Genomic DNA, 17,111 nt, shown 5'->3' on the forward strand with positions numbered 1-17,111 from the left:
CCATGCAAGACCTGCAAAAGATCATCGACGAGGCGTTCGAGAACCGCGCGAACCTCTCCCCTTCGGCCGCGCCGGCGGCGGTGCGCGACGCAGTCGCGTCGGTCATCGCCGGACTCGACGCCGGGCGCCTGCGCGTCGCGGAGAAGATCGACGGCAACTGGACCGTCAACCAGTGGATCAAGAAGGCCGTGCTGATCTCGTTCCGCCTCGCCGACAACGAAGTCATGGCGGGCGGCACGAACCAGTATTTCGACAAGGTGCCGACCAAGTTCGGCGACTACACGCCCGAGCAGTTCCGCGAAGGGGGTTTTCGCGTCGTGCCGCCGGCGGTCGCGCGCCGTGGCAGCTTCATCGGCCGCAACGTCGTGCTGATGCCGTCGTACGTGAACATCGGCGCCTACGTCGATGAAGGCACGATGGTCGACACGTGGGCGACGGTCGGCTCGTGCGCGCAAATCGGCAAGAACGTCCATCTGTCGGGCGGCGTCGGCATCGGCGGCGTGCTCGAACCGGTGCAGGCCGGCCCCGTCATCATCGAGGACAACGTGTTCGTCGGCGCCCGCTCCGAAGTCGTCGAAGGCGTGATCATCGAAGAGAACGCCGTGTTGTCGATGGGCGTGTATATCGGCCAGAGCACGAAGATCTACGACCGGGCCACCGGCGAGATCACTTACGGCCGCGTCCCCTCCGGTGCCGTCGTCGTGCCGGGCAGCCTGCCGTCGGCCGACGGCAAGTACAGCCTGTACTGCGCCGTGATCGTCAAGCGCGTCGATGCGCAGACGCGCGCGAAGACCGGCATCAACGAGCTGTTGCGCGGCGCCTGATTCCCGCTATCGGGCGGTCGCTGAGCCGGGCCGACGGGCGGTCCGGCCGGCACCACGGTCCGCACCTCCCTTTTTCCGTTCCGGAGACCCGCCGCGATGATTTTCGACAAGCTGTTCCAGTTGATGGCGGAAAAACGCGCGTCGGACATTTTCATCTCGGCCGGCGCCCCGATCCATGTCAAGATCCAGGGCGTCACGCTGCCGATCAACCAGCAGGTCATGGAGCCGCCCATGATCAAGCGGATGATCTACGAGATGATGACGCCGGAGCAGATCGACACGTTCGAACGCGTGAGGGAGCTCAATCTGTCGTTCGGGCGCCGCGAGCTGGGCAACTTCCGCGTCAATCTGTTCTGGCAGCGGCACAGCATCGGCATCGTCGTACGCTTTATCCAGGCCGACATTCCGACCCTCGATTCGCTCGGCCTGCCCCCGGCGCTCGCCGAGGTGGTCACCGAAAAACGCGGTCTGGTGCTCGTCGTCGGCGCGACCGGCTCGGGCAAGTCGACGACGCTCGCGTCGATGATCGATCATCGCAACCTGAACCGTTCCGGCCATATCCTCACCGTCGAAGACCCGATCGAGTATCTCTTCCAGCACCGCAAGTCGATCGTCAATCAGCGGGAAGTCGGCATCGACACCCACAGCTGGCACGATGCGCTGCGCAACGCGATGCGCCAGGCGCCCGACTGCATCCTGATCGGGGAAATCCGCGATCGCGAGACGATGCAGGCGGCGCTGGCCTATTCCCAGACCGGCCACCTGTGTTTGGCGACGCTGCATGCGAACAACGCCTACCACGCGCTCAACCGCATCGTGAACTTCTTCCCGCTCGAGAACCGCTCGCTGCTGTTCCTCGACCTGGCGGTGGCGCTCAAGTGCATCGTCTCGCAGCGGCTCGTGCGCAAGCCCGACGGCGTACGCGTTCCGGCGGTCGAGATCCTGATGAACACGCGGCACGTCGCCGAACTGATCGAGCGCGGCGAACTGGGCGAGGTCAAGGAGGCGATGCAGCAGAGCCTCGCGCCCGGATCGCAGACTTTCGAGCAGGACCTTTACCGGCTCTACCACGAAGGCACGGTGACGTTCGAGGAAGCGCTCGCGAACGCGGACTCGCCGACGAACCTGTCGTGGCTGATCAACAATGCGCAGTTCGGCAACGCGCCGAATGCGCAGGACGGGAGCGACGATTCGCCAAGCCTCGATTTCGCCCGGAAAGAGCCGGAAAACCGGCCTTTCAGTGACTTCGCACTGCACCTCGACGACAGCACGAAGCCTTGAACGGCACAACGACTTACCGAAAACCATGACTCCTGTTCCATCCGACGACACTTTCAGACTCGCCTGCGAACTCATCTCGCGCCCGTCCGTAACTCCGGACGATTGCGGCTGCCTCGATCTGCTCGCAGCCCGGCTGACGCCGCTGGGCTTCCGCTTCGAGCGCATCGACGGCGGCGGAGTCTGCAACCTGTGGGCGCGGCGCGGCGACACTGCGCCCGTGCTGTGTTTCGCGGGGCACACCGACGTCGTGCCGGCCGGTCCGCTCGAAGGCTGGGATTCGCCGCCGTTCGAGCCGACGGTCCGCGGCGGCCAGTTGTTCGGGCGCGGCGCGGCGGACATGAAGACTTCGCTCGCCGCTTTCGTCACGGCGATCGAACGCTTCGTCGCAGCACATCCGGACCACGCCGGTTCGATCGCGTTGCTGCTGACGTCCGACGAGGAAGGCATCGCGACGCACGGCACGGTCAAGGTCGTCGAGGCGCTCGCGGCGCGCGGCGAGCGCCTCGACTATTGCGTCGTCGGCGAGCCGACTTCGGTCAATACGCTCGGCGACACGATCAAGAACGGGCGGCGCGGCTCGCTGTCCGGCACGCTGCGGGTCAAGGGCGTTCAGGGGCATGTCGCGTACCCGCAGCGCGCGCGCAACCCGATCCACGAATTCGCTCCGGCGCTCGCCGAGCTGGCGAGCATGCGCTGGGACGAAGGCAACGAGTTCTTTCCGCCGACGACTTGGCAGGTGTCGAACATCCACGCCGGCACCGGCGCGAACAACGTCATTCCCGGCACGTGCGAGGTGGCGTTCAATTTCCGCTTCGCCTCGGTCAGCAGCGCGGACGAGCTGCGGCAGCGCACCCATGCGGTGCTCGACCGCCATCGACTCGACTACGAGCTCGACTGGCACCTGTCCGGAAAACCGTTTCTGACGGCTCGCGGCAAGCTGGTCGAAGCCCTGTCCGACGCGATCCGCGACACGACCGGGGCCGAAACCGAACTGTCGACGAGCGGCGGCACTTCCGACGGCCGCTTCATTGCCGACATCTGTAGCGAGGTGGTCGAGTTCGGCCCGGTCAATGCCACCATCCACAAGGTGAATGAGAGCGTCGCCGTCGACGCGATCGAACCCCTTTCCGCGATCTACGAGCGCACGCTGAACGCGTTGCTGCTGCCCCACCGAGACTGAAGATGTCCGACCTCCACGACGACACTGAACACGAACACGACCACGGCCCGCTCGGCGAACTGGTCACGCTGCGCGACTGGCTGCGCTACGCGGTCACGCGCTTCAATCGCGCCGGGCTGTTCTTCGGCCATGGGTGCGGGGATGCTTACGACGAAGCGGTGTGGCTGCTGCTGCACACGTTGTCGCTGCCGCTCGACCGGCTCGAGCCGTTCCTCGATGCCTGCATCACGGCTGACGAGCGCGAGTCGCTGTTCGCGGTCATCGAGCGCCGCGCGGCCGAGCGAGTGCCGGCCGCGTACATTACCGGGGAAGCCTGGCTGGGGGACTTCCGTTTCCAGGTCGACGAGCGCGTGATCGTTCCCCGCTCCTTTTTCGCCGAACTGCTCGAGGACGGTTTCGCCCCGTGGATCGACGATGCTGAAGAGGTCACTTCGGCGCTCGACTTGTGCACCGGGTCGGGCTGTCTGGCGATCCTGATGGCGCATGCGTTCCCGAATGCGCAAATCGTCGGCGCCGATCTTTCCGACGACGCGCTGCAAGTCGCGCGTGCGAATGTGTCCGACTACGATCTCGACGACCGCATCGAGCTACTCAAAAGCGATGTGTTCAACGGGCTTGCGGGGCGCACCTTCGATCTCATCATCAGCAATCCGCCGTACGTCACCTCAGACGCGATGGCGACGCTGCCGCCCGAATACCTGCACGAGCCGCGCATGGCGCTTGCTGCTGGCGAGGACGGGCTGGACATCGTCCGCCGCCTGGTCGCGGGCGCGAAAGCGCACCTGAATCCGGGTGGCGTGCTGGCGGTCGAGGTCGGCCACAATCGACACCTCGTCGAAGAGGCCTTCCCTGAACTTTCGCCGGTCTGGCTTTCGGCCAAGGGAGGGGACGACATGGTTTTCGTGCTGCGCGCCGACGAATTACCGGAGTAAAAAATGCCCGCTGAACGCCCGATCCTGCTCGTTGAAGATAACCCCGATGACGAAGCCCTGATGTTGCGGGCCTTCAGCAAGAACAGCATCCGCAATCCTGTCGTCGTCGCGCGCGACGGGGTGGAAGCGATCGATTATCTGTTCGGGACCGGCAGCTACGAGGGCCGCGACCTCTCGCTGATGCCGTCCGTGGTGCTGCTCGACCTGAAGCTGCCGCGGATCGACGGCCTCGAAGTGCTGCGCCGGATGCGGGCGGACGAACACACGGGCTTGTTGCCGGTGGTCATTCTCACCACTTCGCGCGAAAGGCAGGACATCCACGAAGCCTACCGGCTCGGCGCGAACAGCTACATCCGCAAGCCCGTCGATTTCGACCGTTTCATCCACGCGGTCGGGCAGATCGTCACGTACTGGCTGGCGCTGAACGAAACCGCGGATCCTTCCGGCAACGGCCTTTACTGACTACTTGACTCACGGCAGGAGCCTCCGGCGAACCCGGATGGTTACGTGAAACAGAGTCAACAAGGAACAGGTGCGGGAATGGGATCCGCCCATGCGAACTACAGCAGTGCTTCGATGTCGCCTGCGATGCTTTCCGGTTTCGTCGCCGGGGCGAAACGCGCGACGACCTGGCCGTCGCGGTCGACCAGGAACTTCGTGAAGTTCCACTTGATCGCTTCGGTACCGAGAATGCCGGGCGCGACCGACGTGAGATGTCGGTACAGCGGATGTGCGTTGTCGCCCTTCACGTCGATTTTCTCGCCGAGCGGGAAGCTGACGCCGTAATTCTTCGCGCAGAACGCGGTGATTTCTTCCGCCCCGCCCGGCTCCTGTCCACCAAACTGGTTGCACGGAAATCCGATCACCGAAAAGCCGCGCGGCGCGAACCTGTCGTGCAGTTCCTGCAGCGCCGTGTACTGCGGCGTGAAACCACATGCGCTCGCGGTGTTGACGATCAGCAGCACTTTGCCGCGAAACTGCGCGAGCGGCATCGGCGCGCCGTCGAGCCGCCTCGTTTCGAAATCGAACACGCTGGCGGGAGTGTTCACTTCAGGCGACCTCGTCGATCCAGGCCTGCTGGATGGCTTCGAGCACGCGCTCGCCGCAATGCTTCGGGTCGTCGTCGAATTCCGGCAGCGCGATCGTCCACTGCATCAGATCCACGAAATTGACTTTCGTCGGATCCGTTTCGGGATGGCGTTCGGAGAGCTGGATCGCGATCTCCTGCACTTCGGTCCACTTCATCAGTGTTTGCCCTCCCGGGCCATGTTGATCGTGTAGCGGGGAATCTCGATCACCAGCGGCGTCTCGCCGACGATTGCCTGGCACGACAGGCGCGATTGCGGCTCGAGTCCCCATGCCATGTCGAGCAGGTCTTCCTCGGTTTCCTCGGCCTCGGGCAAGCTGTCGAAGCCTTCGCGGACGATGACGTGGCAAGTCGTGCAGGCGCACGATTGTTCGCACGCGTGTTCGATCTCGATGCCGTGCTCGAGCAACGTGGTGCAGATCGATTTGCCTGGTTCTGCCTCGATGACGCTGCCTTCGGGACAGAGCTCGACGTGGGGTAGCACGATGATCTGGGTCATACCTGGATCTCATCAACCTTGTGGCCGGCCAGCGCCGAACGGATGCTGTTGTCCATCCTGCGCGCGGCGAATTCATCGGTGGCACGGGCCAGTGCCTCGATGCCTTTCTTGACCGCACGCGGATCATCACCCGTCACCAGCTGCTTCAGCGCGGCGATCGCCGCTTCGATCGCCGCGCGCTCGTCGGCATCGAGGAGCGCACCATCCTGCTCCAGCGCGTGAGTCGTCGCCTCGATGACGCGTTCGGCCTCGACCTGCTGTTCACGCAGGGCTCGCGCATGCATGTCGTCCCCGACGTGCTCGACGCCTTCCTTCAGCATGCCGGCGATCTCGTCGTCGGTCAGGCCGTACGAAGGTTTCACCAGCACGCTCGCCTCGACTCCCGACGACATTTCGCGGGCGGACACCGACAGCAACCCGTCGGCATCGACCTGGAACGCGACGCGGATGCGCGCGGCGCCCGCGACCATCGGCGGAATGCCGCGCAGTTCGAAGCGTGCGAGCGAGCGGCAATCCTTGACCAGCTCGCGCTCGCCCTGCACGACATGGAAAGCCATCGCGGTCTGCCCGTCCTTGAATGTCGTGAACTCCTGCGCCCGCGCGATCGGCAGCGTCGAGTTGCGGGGCACGACTTTTTCGGTCAGCCCACCCATCGTCTCCAGGCCGAGCGACAGCGGAATCACGTCGAGCAGCAGCCACTCGTCGTCGTCCTTGCGGTTGCCGGCGAGCACGTTGGCCTGGATCGCCGCGCCGAGCGCGACGACCTTGTCGGGGTCGAGGTTCGTCAGCGGCTCCTGGCCGAAGAACTCGGCGACCGCACGCTGCACGTGCGGCATGCGGGTCGCCCCGCCGACCATCACGACGCCCTTGATGTCTTCGGGGCCGAGGCCCGCATCGCGCAGAACCTTGCGCATCGGCGTCATCGTCTTGGCGATCAGGTGCTGCGTCATCGCCGCGAACTCCTCGCGTGTGACGACCAGATTGACCTCCTCGCCCGACGACAGCTTGGCGCGGATCGGAGCTTCCTCGCTCGCGGTCAGGAGTTCCTTCGCTTCGCGCGCCTTCATCAGCAAACGGCGCGAGTCGTCGCTCGTAGGCGGCTCGATCGCGGCCTTGTCGAGAACCCAGCAGAACAGGCGGTGATCGAAGTCGTCGCCGCCGAGCGCGGCGTCGCCGTTGGTCGCGAGCACTTCGAAAATGCCGCGCGACAGTTTCAGGATCGACAGGTCGAACGTGCCGCCGCCCAGGTCGTAGATCGCGTAGACGCCCTCGGAAGCATTGTCGAGTCCGTACGCGACTGCCGCCGCCGTCGGTTCATTGAGGAGACGCAGCACGTTCAGTCCGGCGAGTTTCGCCGCGTCCTTCGTCGCCTGCCGCTGGGCGTCGTCGAAATACGCAGGCACGGTGATGACCGCGCCGGTCAGCGGGCCGCCGAGGCTCGCCTCGGCGCGGGCGGCGAGCACCTTCAGGATTTCGGCCGAGATCTCGACCGGCGTCTTCACGCCCTGCACGGTACGGAGCCGCACCATGCCGCCCGCGTCGATGAAGTCGTACGGCGTCGATTCGACGTGCGAGACGTCCTTCAGGCCGCGCCCCATGAAGCGCTTTACCGACATGATCGTGTTCTTCGGGTCGGTGGCGTGGGCAGCGGCAGCAGTGTGGCCGACTTCGACCCGCCCATCGGGGTGGTAGCGGACGATCGACGGCAGCATCGAACGGCCCGCCTCGTCGGCGAGACACACGGCGATGCCGTTGCGAACGGTCGCAACGAGAGAATTGGTCGTACCCAGGTCTATTCCAACCGCGAGCCGGTGCTTGTGCGGCTCGGCGGACTGGCCGGGTTCAGCGATTTGCAGAAGGGCCATCAGGTCTCCAGCGCCTCGAGGGCGTCGTCGATCTCGTGTTGGATTTTTTCCATGAACATCAGCCGGCGGACGATTTCGGCAGCCGCCGCGAAGTCATGGCGCTCGTCGATGGTGCGTTCGAGTTCGTCGAACACTTCCCGCGCGTGATGACGCAGCCGGTGATGCAGCTGCGTGAGCTCGTGCCCCTCGCCGGCCGCGCGCGCCTCCTCGACCGCTTCGCGCCACTCCATCTGCTCCATCAGGAACGCGGAGGACATTGCGGTGTTGGTGTGCAGCCCGGCATCGACGCCGGCGAGCTCGAGCAGGTATTGCGCGCGTGGAAGCGGCTTGCGCAGGGTCCGAAAACCTTCATTCACCCGTGTCGCCCATTGCATCGACAGGCGTTTCTCGACGTCCGGCAGGTGCGCGAAACGGTCGGGATGAACCTGCCCCTGCAGATCGTGATAAGCCATCTCCAGCGCCGCTTCGTCAACGCGAAAACGCCGCGGCAGGCCGAAAAGGGCGAAGAAATCCTGTTGCAGGTCGATGCTCATGGGCGTTGCTCGGAGTTCAGACGTTGAAGCTTTCGCCGCAACCGCAAGCGTCCTTGACGTTCGGGTTGTTGAACTTGAAGCCTTCGTTCAGACCTTCGCGGACGAAATCGAGCTCAGTGCCGTCGAGGTAGGCGAGGCTTTGCGGGTCGACGATGACCTTGACGCCATGACTTTCGAAGATCAGGTCCTCGTCATGCATCTCATCGACGAACTCGAGCCGGTAGGCCATGCCCGAACAGCCCGAGGTCTTGACCCCCAGGCGGATGCCGACACCCTTGCCGCGCTTGGCCATGAAGTCCGACACATGCTTGGCCGCGTTGGTGCTCAGTGTGACGCTCATCGTTCAGTCTCCCGGATCAGCCTTGCTTTTTCTTGTAGTCCGCCACTGCCGCCTTGATCGCGTCTTCCGCAAGGATCGAGCAATGGATCTTGACCGGCGGCAACGCGAGTTCCTCGGCAATCTGGGTGTTCTTGATCTCCAGCGCCTGCTCGACGGTCTTGCCCTTGACCCATTCGGTCACGAGCGAGCTCGAGGCGATCGCCGAACCGCAACCGTAGGTCTTGAATTTCGCGTCCTCGATGACACCGTCCTTGCCGACCTTGATCTGCAGCTTCATGACGTCGCCGCACGCGGGCGCGCCAACCATGCCGGTCCCGACGCCTTCGTCTTCCTTGCCGAAAGCGCCGACATTGCGAGGATTCTCGTAGTGATCCAACACTTTTTCGCTATATGCCATGTTGTCTTCTCCTGGGGATTTTCGTTCAGTGTGCAGCCCACTGCACGCTGTCCAGATCGACGCCGTCCTGGACCATTTCCCACAGCGGGGACAGTTCGCGCAGCTTGCCGATCTTCTTGTGCAGCAGGTCGATCGTGTAGTCGACTTCTTCTTCGGTGGTAAAGCGCCCGATCGTAAACCGGATCGAGCTGTGTGCGAGTTCGTCGTTGCGGCCCAACGCGCGCAGCACGTAGGACGGCTCGAGGCTCGCCGATGTACAGGCCGAACCGCTCGACACGGCGACATCCTTGATCGCCATGATCAGCGATTCGCCTTCGACGTATGCGAACGAGATGTTCAGGTTGTGCGGCACGCGGTGTTCGACGTCGCCGTTGATGTAGGTCGCGTCGATGTCCTGCAAGCCTTTCATCAGCCGGTCGCGCAGCGCGCGGATGCGCTCGTTTTCGGTCTTCATCTCCTCGCGTGCGATGCGGAAAGCTTCGCCCATGCCGACGATCTGGTGCGTCGCGAGCGTGCCGGAACGCAGCCCGCGCTCGTGGCCGCCGCCATGCATCTGCGCTTCGAGGCGTGCGCGCGGCTTGCGCCGGACGTACAGCGCGCCGATGCCTTTCGGGCCGTAGGTCTTGTGCGCCGAGAACGACATCAGGTCGACCTTCAGCTTCGACAGGTCGATCTCGACCTTGCCGGTCGCCTGCGCCGCATCGACGTGGAAGACAATGCCTTTTTCGCGGCAGATCTCGCCGATTTCGGCGATCGGCTGGATCACGCCGATCTCGTTATTGACGAACATCACCGACACCAGCACGGTGTCGGGCCGGATCGCATCCTTCAGCGCCGACAGGTCGACGAGGCCGTTCTCCTGCACGTCCAGATAGGTCGCTTCGAAGCCTTGGCGCTCGAGTTCGCGGAACGTGTCGAGCACTGCCTTGTGCTCGGTCTTCAGCGTGATGATGTGCTTGCCCTTGCCCTTGTAGAACTGGGCCGCCCCCTTGATCGCGAGGTTGTTCGACTCGGTCGCGCCCGACGTCCACACGATTTCCTTGGCATCGGCATTGACCAGCCGGGCCACCTCCTCGCGCGCGTCTTCGACGGCCTTCTCGGCTTCCCACCCATAAGCATGGGAGCGACTGGCGGGGTTGCCGAAATGCTCGGTGAGCCACGGGATCATCGCCTGCGCCACGCGCGGATCGACCGGCGTCGTGGCGGAGTAGTCCAGGTAAATCGGAAACTTGAGCATCGGGTTCCTCCGTCGATCTGCGTTCAAGATTGGACCGCCATTGCGGCCAGATTATTCAGTTCGTTCGTCAGGCGTTCGAAGGCTGCGAGGAAGCCTTCGACGTCCGCGAGGGTCGTGTCGCGGCCGAGGCTCACGCGCACGGCACCGCGCGCGGCGTCGTGTCCGACGCCCATCGCGAGCAAGGTATGCGACGGCTCGGGGTTCGCACTCGAGCACGCCGACCCGCTCGCGCACGCGAAACCCGCACGGTCGAGCTTCGCGACCAGCGTTTCGCCATCGAAACCGTCGGCAGCGAAAAACGTCGTGTTCGGCAGCCGCGGTGCCTCGGCCGAGAAAATTCTCATGCCGCTCGCGACCAGGCCCGCTTCGAGCCGATCCCGCAAACCGGCCAGCCGTCGCGCTTCGTCTTCGAGCCGCGCCGTCGCACGTTCGCAGGCGACGCCGAAACCGACGATCGCCGCGACGTTCTCGGTCCCGGAGCGCAGGCCGCGCTCCTGACCGCCTCCGGCAATCTGCGGTGCCAGCTCGATCCGTTTGTCGATCACCAGCGCGCCGGCGCCGAGCGGACCGCCGATCTTGTGCCCGGAAAGCGTCATCGCGTGCACGCCGAGCGCACGGAAGTCGACGGGAATCTTGCCGAGCGCCTGCACCGCATCACTATGAAACCACGCCCCGGTCGTTCGTGCATCGTGCGCGAGGGCGGCGACATCCTGCAGCACCCCGGTCTCGTTGTTCGCCAGCATCACCGAAAGCAGCGCCGGCTTCGCTTCGAGCACCGCCATCCAGTCGTCGCGATCGATTCGCCCGGCGGCATCGACGGCGATTTCGCGCAGCGTCCACCCGCCGCGCCGCAGCTGTCTTGCCGGCTCGCGCACGCACGGATGCTCGATCGCCCCGATCGCGACGAGCCCCGGTTTCATCAGCGCCGCGGCGCCCTTGATGAAGAGGTTGTTCGCTTCGGAGCCGCAACTCGTGAAAATCACCTCGGTCGGATGCGCACCGACTGCCGCCGCGACCCGAGCACGCGCCTCGTCGATCGCCGCCCTCGCCTGCCGCCCGTACTCGTGCCGGCTCGACGCATTGCCGAAACGCGCATCGAGCCACGGCAGCATTGCCGCGCGCACGACAGGGTCGAGCGGCGTGGTGGCGTTCCAGTCGAGGTAGACGGGCGCGAACATCGCTTATGCTTCCGCTTTACGCAGCCGCCACTTCGCGCACCGAGATCATCGCACGGCGCCGCACGTCCTTCAGCACGCTGGTCTCCGTTTCGGCCTTGACTTCGCGCATCACCAGCGCCGCGAGCGTCACCGAATCGAGGTACTCGTACATCCGCTTGTTCAGGTTCGCCCACAGGTCGTGGGTCAGGCAACGTTGTTCGTCGTGGCAATTCTGCCGGCCGCCGCACTGGGTCGCGTCGAGCGGTTCGTCCACCGCGACGATGACGTCCGCGACGGTGATCCGGCTCATGTCACGGGCAAGGCGGTAACCGCCGCCGGGGCCGCGCACGCTCGACACCAGCTTGTGGCGGCGCAGCTTTCCGAACAGCTGTTCCAGGTAGGACAACGAGATTTTCTGACGCTCGGCGATGCCCGCCAGCGTGACGGGGCCTTCGCTCTGGCGCGATGCCAGATCGATCATGGCGGTTACCGCGAATCGTCCCTTGGTGGTGAGTCTCATGTTAGCTCCTCGCATGGCGGAGATTGCCGGTCGGGTAAATACCCGAACGTTTCACTCGACTATACGTAACCCGACAAAATCGGTCAACTACTCCACGGGCCGATCGCGGCGCGGTCAATCAACCATCTTCGAGAGGCGCTGCGCATCGAACTCGTCGCTCTGCTCGATCGTGGAATCGAGCCTCACGCCGGCCTTTTCGAGCTGTTCGACGAGCAGCTGAATACGACGGTCGGTTTCGACTGCGTGATCGAGCAGGCCGTGCATCGCTTTCGCGATCGGGTCGTCCATCTGCCTGGTCACGCCATATGCCGAGAAGCCCATCTGCTCGGCCTTCTGCTCGCGCGCCTTGTCACGCGCATCGGCGCGCTCGGGGTCGATGATGCGGGCTGGATTGCCGACCGCGGTGGTTCCGGCCGGCACCGGCTTGACGACGACGGCATTGGAGCCGATGCGTGCGCCATCCCCGACGGTGAAGCCGCCGAGCACTTTCGCGCCGGCGCCGACGACCACGCCGTTGCCCAGCGTCGGGTGGCGCTTGGTGCCGCGATACAGCGAAGTTCCGCCGAGCGTGACCGCCTGATAGATCGTGCAATCGTCGCCGACCTCGGCGGTCTCGCCGATGACCACACCCATGCCGTGGTCGATGAACACGCGCCGGCCTATCGTCGCCCCCGGATGGATTTCGATGCCGGTCAGGAAGCGCGAGATATGGCTGACGAAACGGCCGATCCAGAACAGTTCGCGGGTCCACGCAGCGTGCGCGAGGCGGTGGAACAGGAGTGCATGCACGCCGGGATAGCAGGTCAGCACTTCCCAGGTCGAGCGGGCGGCGGGGTCGCGTTCGCGAACGCTGGCCAGGTCTTCGCGCAGGCGGCTGAACATGGGTGATTTGCTCCAGGAAACTTCGTTGCAGTAGTGAATTCCCGACTAGTTTAGTCGGGCTTGCGTTCGAGTGCACCGACGATGCCGCGGAGGATATTGACTTCCTCCTTCTCGAGCCGCACGCGCCCGAACAGGCGCCTGAGGCGCTGCAGCAGGCGCTTGGGATTGGCCGGATCGTAGAAGCCGCTCGCCGTCATCGCCCGCTCGAGATGCCGGTGAAAGCCCTCGATTTCCTCGAAAGTCGCGAGCTCGGGCAAGGGCTCGGCGGGAGGCGTCGGCGACAGCGCGGCCATCCGCAGTTCGTAGCACAGCAGCTGCACCGCTGCGCCCAGATTCAGCGATGAAAAAACCGGGTTCGCCGGGATCGACACCGGCATCGAGCAGCGTTCGACTTCCTCGTTCGTCAGTCCGCTCATCTCCGTGCCGAACACCAGGGCCACGTCGCCTTTTTCGGCAAACGCGACGAGCTCGGGTGCCGCTTCGCGCGCGCTGCGCACCGGCACCGAGCGCTCGCGCCGCCGCGCGGTGATCGCCGCCGACAGGATCGTGCCGTGCAGCGCCTCGTCGAGCGAATCGACGACGCAGGCGCGCTCGAGCAAGTCGGTCGCGCCGGACGCGCGCGCATCCGCGATGGGGTCCGGGAACGCAGACGGCGCGACGAGATACAGACGGGAGAGCCCCATCGTCTTCATCGCACGCGCGGCAGCGCCGATATTGCCGGGATGGCTCGTGCGTGAAAGCACGATACGGATACGGTCAAGCGCGATGGCGCCGTTCATATTAAAATCTTGTGTTTTTTTCGAATTTTCTTAAGCGGAGGCCCCTTCCGGGCAGCCTTCCGCAAGCGAGACCGACGCGCATGCATCCCACCCTGACCATTGCAGTGAAAGCCGCCCGCCGTGCGGGTACCGTCATCAACCGGGCCTCGATGCAGCTGGACATCCTGACTGTCCAGACCAAGTCGCCGAACGATTTCGTCACCGAAGTGGACCAGGCCGCCGAGGCGGCCATCATCGAAGTGCTGCGCGACGCCTACCCGGAGCACGGCATTCTAGCAGAGGAGTCCGGGGAGTCTGCCGAGTCCGCGAACAGCGAATATCAGTGGATCATCGATCCGCTCGACGGCACGACGAACTTCATCCACGGCTTTCCGCAGTACGCCATCTCGATCGCGCTGGCGAAGAACGGAGTGCTCGAGCAGGCAGTCGTCTTCGATCCGACGCGCAACGAGCTGTTCACCGCGACGAAAGGCCGCGGCGCCTTCCTCAACGACCGTCGCATCCGCGTGTCGAAGCGCACGCGGCTGAACGAGGCCCTCATCGGCACCGGCTTCCCGTACCGCGAGTTCGACAACATCGACGCGTACCTGGGAATGTTCAAGGACCTGACGCAGAAGACCGCCGGCATCCGCCGTCCGGGCGCCGCGGCGCTCGACCTCGCCTACGTCGCGTGCGGCCGGCTCGACGGTTTCTGGGAAATGGGCCTGCAGCCCTGGGACATGGCGGCGGGCGCGTTGATGATTCAGGAAGCCGGCGGCCTCATCAGCGACCTCGCGGGTGAGGCGGCCTATATGGAAACCGGCAACATCGTCGCCGGAACGCCGAAAGTGTTCGGGCAGTTGCTGCAGGTGATCCAGCCGCATCGCACGGCCTCGACCCGGGCCTGAAGAAAACCGCAAAATCGTACGCGACGGACGGGGCGACACGGAATGCTCCGTTTGCTGCGCTGCAGCAGGCCGCGTACAAGCACGATGGTCCGAACATTCATTTTTACCCGCGAATCGGAGTTCTTACCGGTGTAGACCTCTTCCCTCCGCGAGCCAAGCCCCTTCCCCCTTCACTCGCGCGAGGCTACATCCCGATCGCCGGCGTTTTCCTTCGTTTTCGCCCTCTGCGAACGCTTGCGTTTTGCTGTCGGCAGCGACAGCGAAAGACCAGCCGTGATCGGCCTGCTTTCCCCGTGGCAGCAGCCTCGTAGCGGAACAACGACGGACATCATCAACATCATGAAGTCATTGCAACAGGACTGGTTTTCCAACGTCCGCAACGATCTGCTCGCGGGCCTCGTCGTCGCGCTCGCGCTGATCCCCGAGGCGATCGCCTTCTCGATCATCGCCGGCGTCGACCCCAAAGTGGGGCTGTACGCCTCGTTCTGCATCGCCACCATCATCGCGTTCACCGGGGGGCGGCCGGGGATGATCTCGGCCGCGACCGGTGCGATGGCGCTGGTGATGGTCATGCTCGTGCGCGACCACGGGCTGCAGTACCTGCTCGCCGCGACGATCCTGACCGGCGTGCTGCAGATCGTCGCCGGCCTCGTGCGACTCGGCGAGCTGATGCGCTTCGTGTCGCGCTCGGTGATCACCGGCTTCGTCAATGCGCTGGCCATTCTGATCTTCATGGCGCAACTGCCGGAGCTCACCGACGTGACCTGGCACGTCTATGCGATGGTCGCAGCGGGTCTGGGCATCATCTATCTGTTCCCGTACCTGACGAAAGCGGTGCCCTCGCCGCTGGTGGCGATCGTCGTGCTGACAGGAGTCGCGCTCGCGCTCGGACTCGACATTCGCACCGTCGGCGATATGGGCGAGCTCCCCGACAGCCTGCCGCTGTTCCTGATCCCCGACATTCCGCTCACGTTCGAGACGTTGCGGATCATCTTCCCGGTGTCAGCGACGCTCGCCGTGGTGGGTCTGCTCGAGTCGATGATGACCGCGTCGATCATCGATGACCTGACCGACTCGACCAGCGACAAGAATCGCGAATGCGTCGGCCAGGGTGTCGCGAACATCGCGTCGGGCTTCATCGGCGGCATGGCCGGCTGCGCGATGATCGGCCAATAGGTGATCAACGTGAAATCCGGCGGCCGCGGCCGGCTGTCGACGCTCGCGGCCGGGGTATTCCTGCTGCTCATGGTGGTCTTCATCGGCGACTGGGTCGCGCAGATTCCGATGGCGGCCCTCGTCGCGGTGATGATCATGGTGTCGATCGGCACCTTCAACTGGGCCTCGATCCGCAACTTGCACGAGCACCCGACGAGCTCCAGCGTCGTGATGCTGGCGACTGTCGCGGTCACCGTGCTCACGCACGACCTCGCCCAAGGCGTGCTCGTCGGCGTGCTGCTGTCCGGCTTCTTCTTCGCGCACAAGGTCGGCCTCGTGCTGCACATCGGCTCGAAGTCGGAGGACGAGGGCCGCGCGCGCCGCTACCGCATTGTCGGCCAGGTGTTCTTCGCGTCGGCCGACCGCTTCGTCGCCGCTTTCGACTTCAAGGAAGTGATCGAGAAGGTCGTCATCGACGTCAGCCGCGCGCACTTCTGGGACATCACCGCGGTCAGCGCGCTCGACAAGGTGGTCGTCAAGTTCCGCCGCGAAGGCACCGAAGTCGAGATGATCGGCCTCAACGAGGCGAGCGCGACGATGGTCGATCGCTTCGCCGTGCATGACAAACCCGACGCCGTCGAAGCGTTGATGGGGCATTGAGGAACTGAACGCGATGAAAACCGACGCCAAAGTGCTCGCCTGTGTCGACCGGTCGCATTTCGCCGACACCGTCGCCGACTACGCCGCGTGGGCCGCGCAGCGTCTCGACGCGCCGCGTCTCGACGCGCCGCTCGAGTTCCTGCACGTCATCGACCGTCACCCGGAGATCGGCTCCGGCGAGGACCACAGCGGCGCAATCGGCTTCGACGCCCAGCAGCAGCTGCTCGCTGAACTCTCGGAACAGGACGAGACGCGCAGTCGCAACGCGCGCGAAACCGGCCGGATTTTTCTGAACCGGCTGCGCGAGCGCGCGATTGCCGCCGGCGTCGCGGCGGCCGACGTGCGGCAGCGACACGGTGCGCTCGACGAGACGGTGGCCGAACAGGAAGAAGGCGTGCGCCTGTTCGTGTTCGGCCGGCGCGGCGAGTCGGCCGAGACGACCCAACGCGATCTCGGGCGCAACGTCGAGCGCATGGTGCGCGCGCTGCACCAGCCGATTCTCGCCGTCACCGAAGGTTTTACCGAACCGCGCCGGGCAATGATCGCGTTCGACGGGGGCAGCGTGACGCGGCGCGGCGTCGAGATGGTCGCCGCCAGTCCGCTGTTTCGCGGCCTTCCGGTCCACCTCTTGATGTCCGGCAAGGAAAGCGCCGAAGCCCCGAAACAGCTTGAATGGGCGCGCAAGACGCTTGAAGCAGCCGGCTTCGAGGCGCCAGCAGCGCTGGTTCCGGGGGACGCCGAAAGCGTTATCGCAACGGCCGTGCGGGATCAGCACATCGACCTGCTGATCATGGGCGCCTACACGCACTCGCCGCTGCGCAGCCTGTTCCTCGGCAGCAAGACTTCCGACCTGCTGCGCTCCGCAACGATTCCCGCGCTGCTGCTGCGCTAGCCAG

At 64.9% G+C, this 17,111-nt stretch carries 19 protein-coding genes and 1 pseudogene; 8 read left to right on the plus strand and 12 right to left on the minus strand.

Translation table 11 applies throughout. The features are described from left to right. Window positions 1-2 precede the first annotated feature (2 nt). The 5 genes from dapD to PA01_13785 all read left to right on the plus strand — a co-directional run bounded on the left by dapD (window position 3) and on the right by PA01_13785 (window position 4,679). Window positions 3-824 (plus strand): 2,3,4,5-tetrahydropyridine-2,6-dicarboxylate N-succinyltransferase, encoded by an 822-nt coding sequence (dapD, locus tag PA01_13765; protein ID KON79572.1) that lies wholly within the window; start codon window positions 3-5, stop codon window positions 822-824. A gap of 96 nt (window positions 825-920) precedes the next feature. Further along, the gene (locus tag PA01_13770) at window positions 921-2,105 is read left to right on the plus strand and encodes a PilT/PilU family type 4a pilus ATPase (GenBank protein ID KON79573.1); all 1,185 of its coding nucleotides are present in this window, start codon (window positions 921-923) and stop codon (window positions 2,103-2,105) included. A gap of 25 nt (window positions 2,106-2,130) precedes the next feature. Next, complete coding sequence (gene dapE / locus PA01_13775) at window positions 2,131-3,285, plus strand: succinyl-diaminopimelate desuccinylase (GenBank protein KON79574.1); 1,155 nt, start codon at window positions 2,131-2,133, stop codon at window positions 3,283-3,285. Between the two features lie 2 nt (window positions 3,286-3,287). Further along, window positions 3,288-4,217, plus strand: coding sequence for a 50S ribosomal protein L3 N(5)-glutamine methyltransferase (gene prmB / locus PA01_13780; protein KON79575.1), 930 nt, complete (start codon window positions 3,288-3,290; stop codon window positions 4,215-4,217). A gap of 3 nt (window positions 4,218-4,220) precedes the next feature. Further along, window positions 4,221-4,679, plus strand: a complete 459-nt coding sequence (locus PA01_13785) for a response regulator (GenBank protein ID KON79576.1) — start codon at window positions 4,221-4,223, stop codon at window positions 4,677-4,679. A gap of 98 nt (window positions 4,680-4,777) precedes the next feature. On the opposite strand, the gene PA01_13790 is transcribed toward PA01_13785, so the two are convergent. From PA01_13790 to PA01_13845, 12 genes are all read right to left on the minus strand, one after another. Then, a complete protein-coding gene (locus PA01_13790) occupies window positions 4,778-5,248 on the minus strand; it encodes a glutathione peroxidase (protein KON80351.2) in 471 nt (156 codons plus the stop codon). A gap of 19 nt (window positions 5,249-5,267) precedes the next feature. After that, complete coding sequence (gene iscX, locus PA01_13795; GenBank protein ID KON79577.1) at window positions 5,268-5,462, minus strand: Fe-S cluster assembly protein IscX; 195 nt, start codon at window positions 5,460-5,462, stop codon at window positions 5,268-5,270. Continuing rightward, entirely contained in the window at window positions 5,462-5,803 is a 342-nt protein-coding gene (gene fdx, locus PA01_13800) for an ISC system 2Fe-2S type ferredoxin (protein ID KON79578.1), read from the minus strand. Before fdx ends, iscX begins: the two co-directional genes overlap by 1 nt. Next, the gene (gene hscA, locus PA01_13805; GenBank protein KON79579.1) at window positions 5,800-7,668 is read right to left on the minus strand and encodes a Fe-S protein assembly chaperone HscA; all 1,869 of its coding nucleotides are present in this window, start codon (window positions 7,666-7,668) and stop codon (window positions 5,800-5,802) included. Before hscA ends, fdx begins: the two co-directional genes overlap by 4 nt. Then, entirely contained in the window at window positions 7,668-8,201 is a 534-nt protein-coding gene (hscB, locus tag PA01_13810; GenBank protein ID KON79580.1) for a Fe-S protein assembly co-chaperone HscB, read from the minus strand. Before hscB ends, hscA begins: the two co-directional genes overlap by 1 nt. Before the next feature lie 16 nt (window positions 8,202-8,217). Next, window positions 8,218-8,541 carry an iron-sulfur cluster assembly protein IscA gene (iscA, locus tag PA01_13815; protein ID KON79581.1) on the minus strand — a complete coding sequence of 108 codons (324 nt, stop codon included), beginning with the start codon at window positions 8,539-8,541 and terminating at the stop codon, window positions 8,218-8,220. A gap of 16 nt (window positions 8,542-8,557) precedes the next feature. After that, the gene (iscU, locus tag PA01_13820) at window positions 8,558-8,938 is read right to left on the minus strand and encodes a Fe-S cluster assembly scaffold IscU (GenBank protein ID KON79582.1); all 381 of its coding nucleotides are present in this window, start codon (window positions 8,936-8,938) and stop codon (window positions 8,558-8,560) included. 25 nt (window positions 8,939-8,963) lie between these two features. Beyond that, the gene (locus tag PA01_13825) at window positions 8,964-10,175 is read right to left on the minus strand and encodes an IscS subfamily cysteine desulfurase (protein KON79583.1); all 1,212 of its coding nucleotides are present in this window, start codon (window positions 10,173-10,175) and stop codon (window positions 8,964-8,966) included. A gap of 23 nt (window positions 10,176-10,198) precedes the next feature. Then, window positions 10,199-11,353: a cysteine desulfurase gene (locus PA01_13830; protein KON79584.1), complete on the minus strand. Its 1,155-nt coding sequence runs from the start codon at window positions 11,351-11,353 to the stop codon at window positions 10,199-10,201. 16 nt (window positions 11,354-11,369) lie between these two features. Then, complete coding sequence (iscR, locus tag PA01_13835; protein KON79585.1) at window positions 11,370-11,852, minus strand: Fe-S cluster assembly transcriptional regulator IscR; 483 nt, start codon at window positions 11,850-11,852, stop codon at window positions 11,370-11,372. Window positions 11,853-11,966: 114 nt separating this feature from the next. Continuing rightward, complete coding sequence (gene cysE / locus PA01_13840) at window positions 11,967-12,734, minus strand: serine O-acetyltransferase (protein KON79586.1); 768 nt, start codon at window positions 12,732-12,734, stop codon at window positions 11,967-11,969. A gap of 50 nt (window positions 12,735-12,784) precedes the next feature. Then, on the minus strand, window positions 12,785-13,513 hold the full coding sequence (locus PA01_13845) for an RNA methyltransferase (GenBank protein ID KON79587.1): 729 nt from the start codon (window positions 13,511-13,513) through the stop codon (window positions 12,785-12,787). 80 nt (window positions 13,514-13,593) lie between these two features. Here PA01_13845 and PA01_13850 point away from each other — a divergent pair, with 80 nt between their 5' ends. From PA01_13850 to PA01_13860, 3 genes and pseudogenes are all read left to right on the plus strand, one after another. After that, window positions 13,594-14,400, plus strand: a complete 807-nt coding sequence (locus tag PA01_13850; protein ID KON79588.1) for an inositol monophosphatase — start codon at window positions 13,594-13,596, stop codon at window positions 14,398-14,400. A 339-nt stretch (window positions 14,401-14,739) separates the two neighbouring features. Continuing rightward, window positions 14,740-16,215, plus strand: a pseudogene (locus tag PA01_13855) (SulP family inorganic anion transporter). A gap of 13 nt (window positions 16,216-16,228) precedes the next feature. Next, window positions 16,229-17,107 (plus strand): universal stress protein, encoded by an 879-nt coding sequence (locus tag PA01_13860; GenBank protein ID KON79589.1) that lies wholly within the window; start codon window positions 16,229-16,231, stop codon window positions 17,105-17,107. Window positions 17,108-17,111: the final 4 nt, after the last annotated feature.

The sequence above is a fragment of the Azoarcus sp. PA01 genome, from assembly GCA_001274695.2.
In the GTDB taxonomy this organism is placed as follows: Bacteria; Pseudomonadota; Gammaproteobacteria; order Burkholderiales; family Rhodocyclaceae; genus Aromatoleum.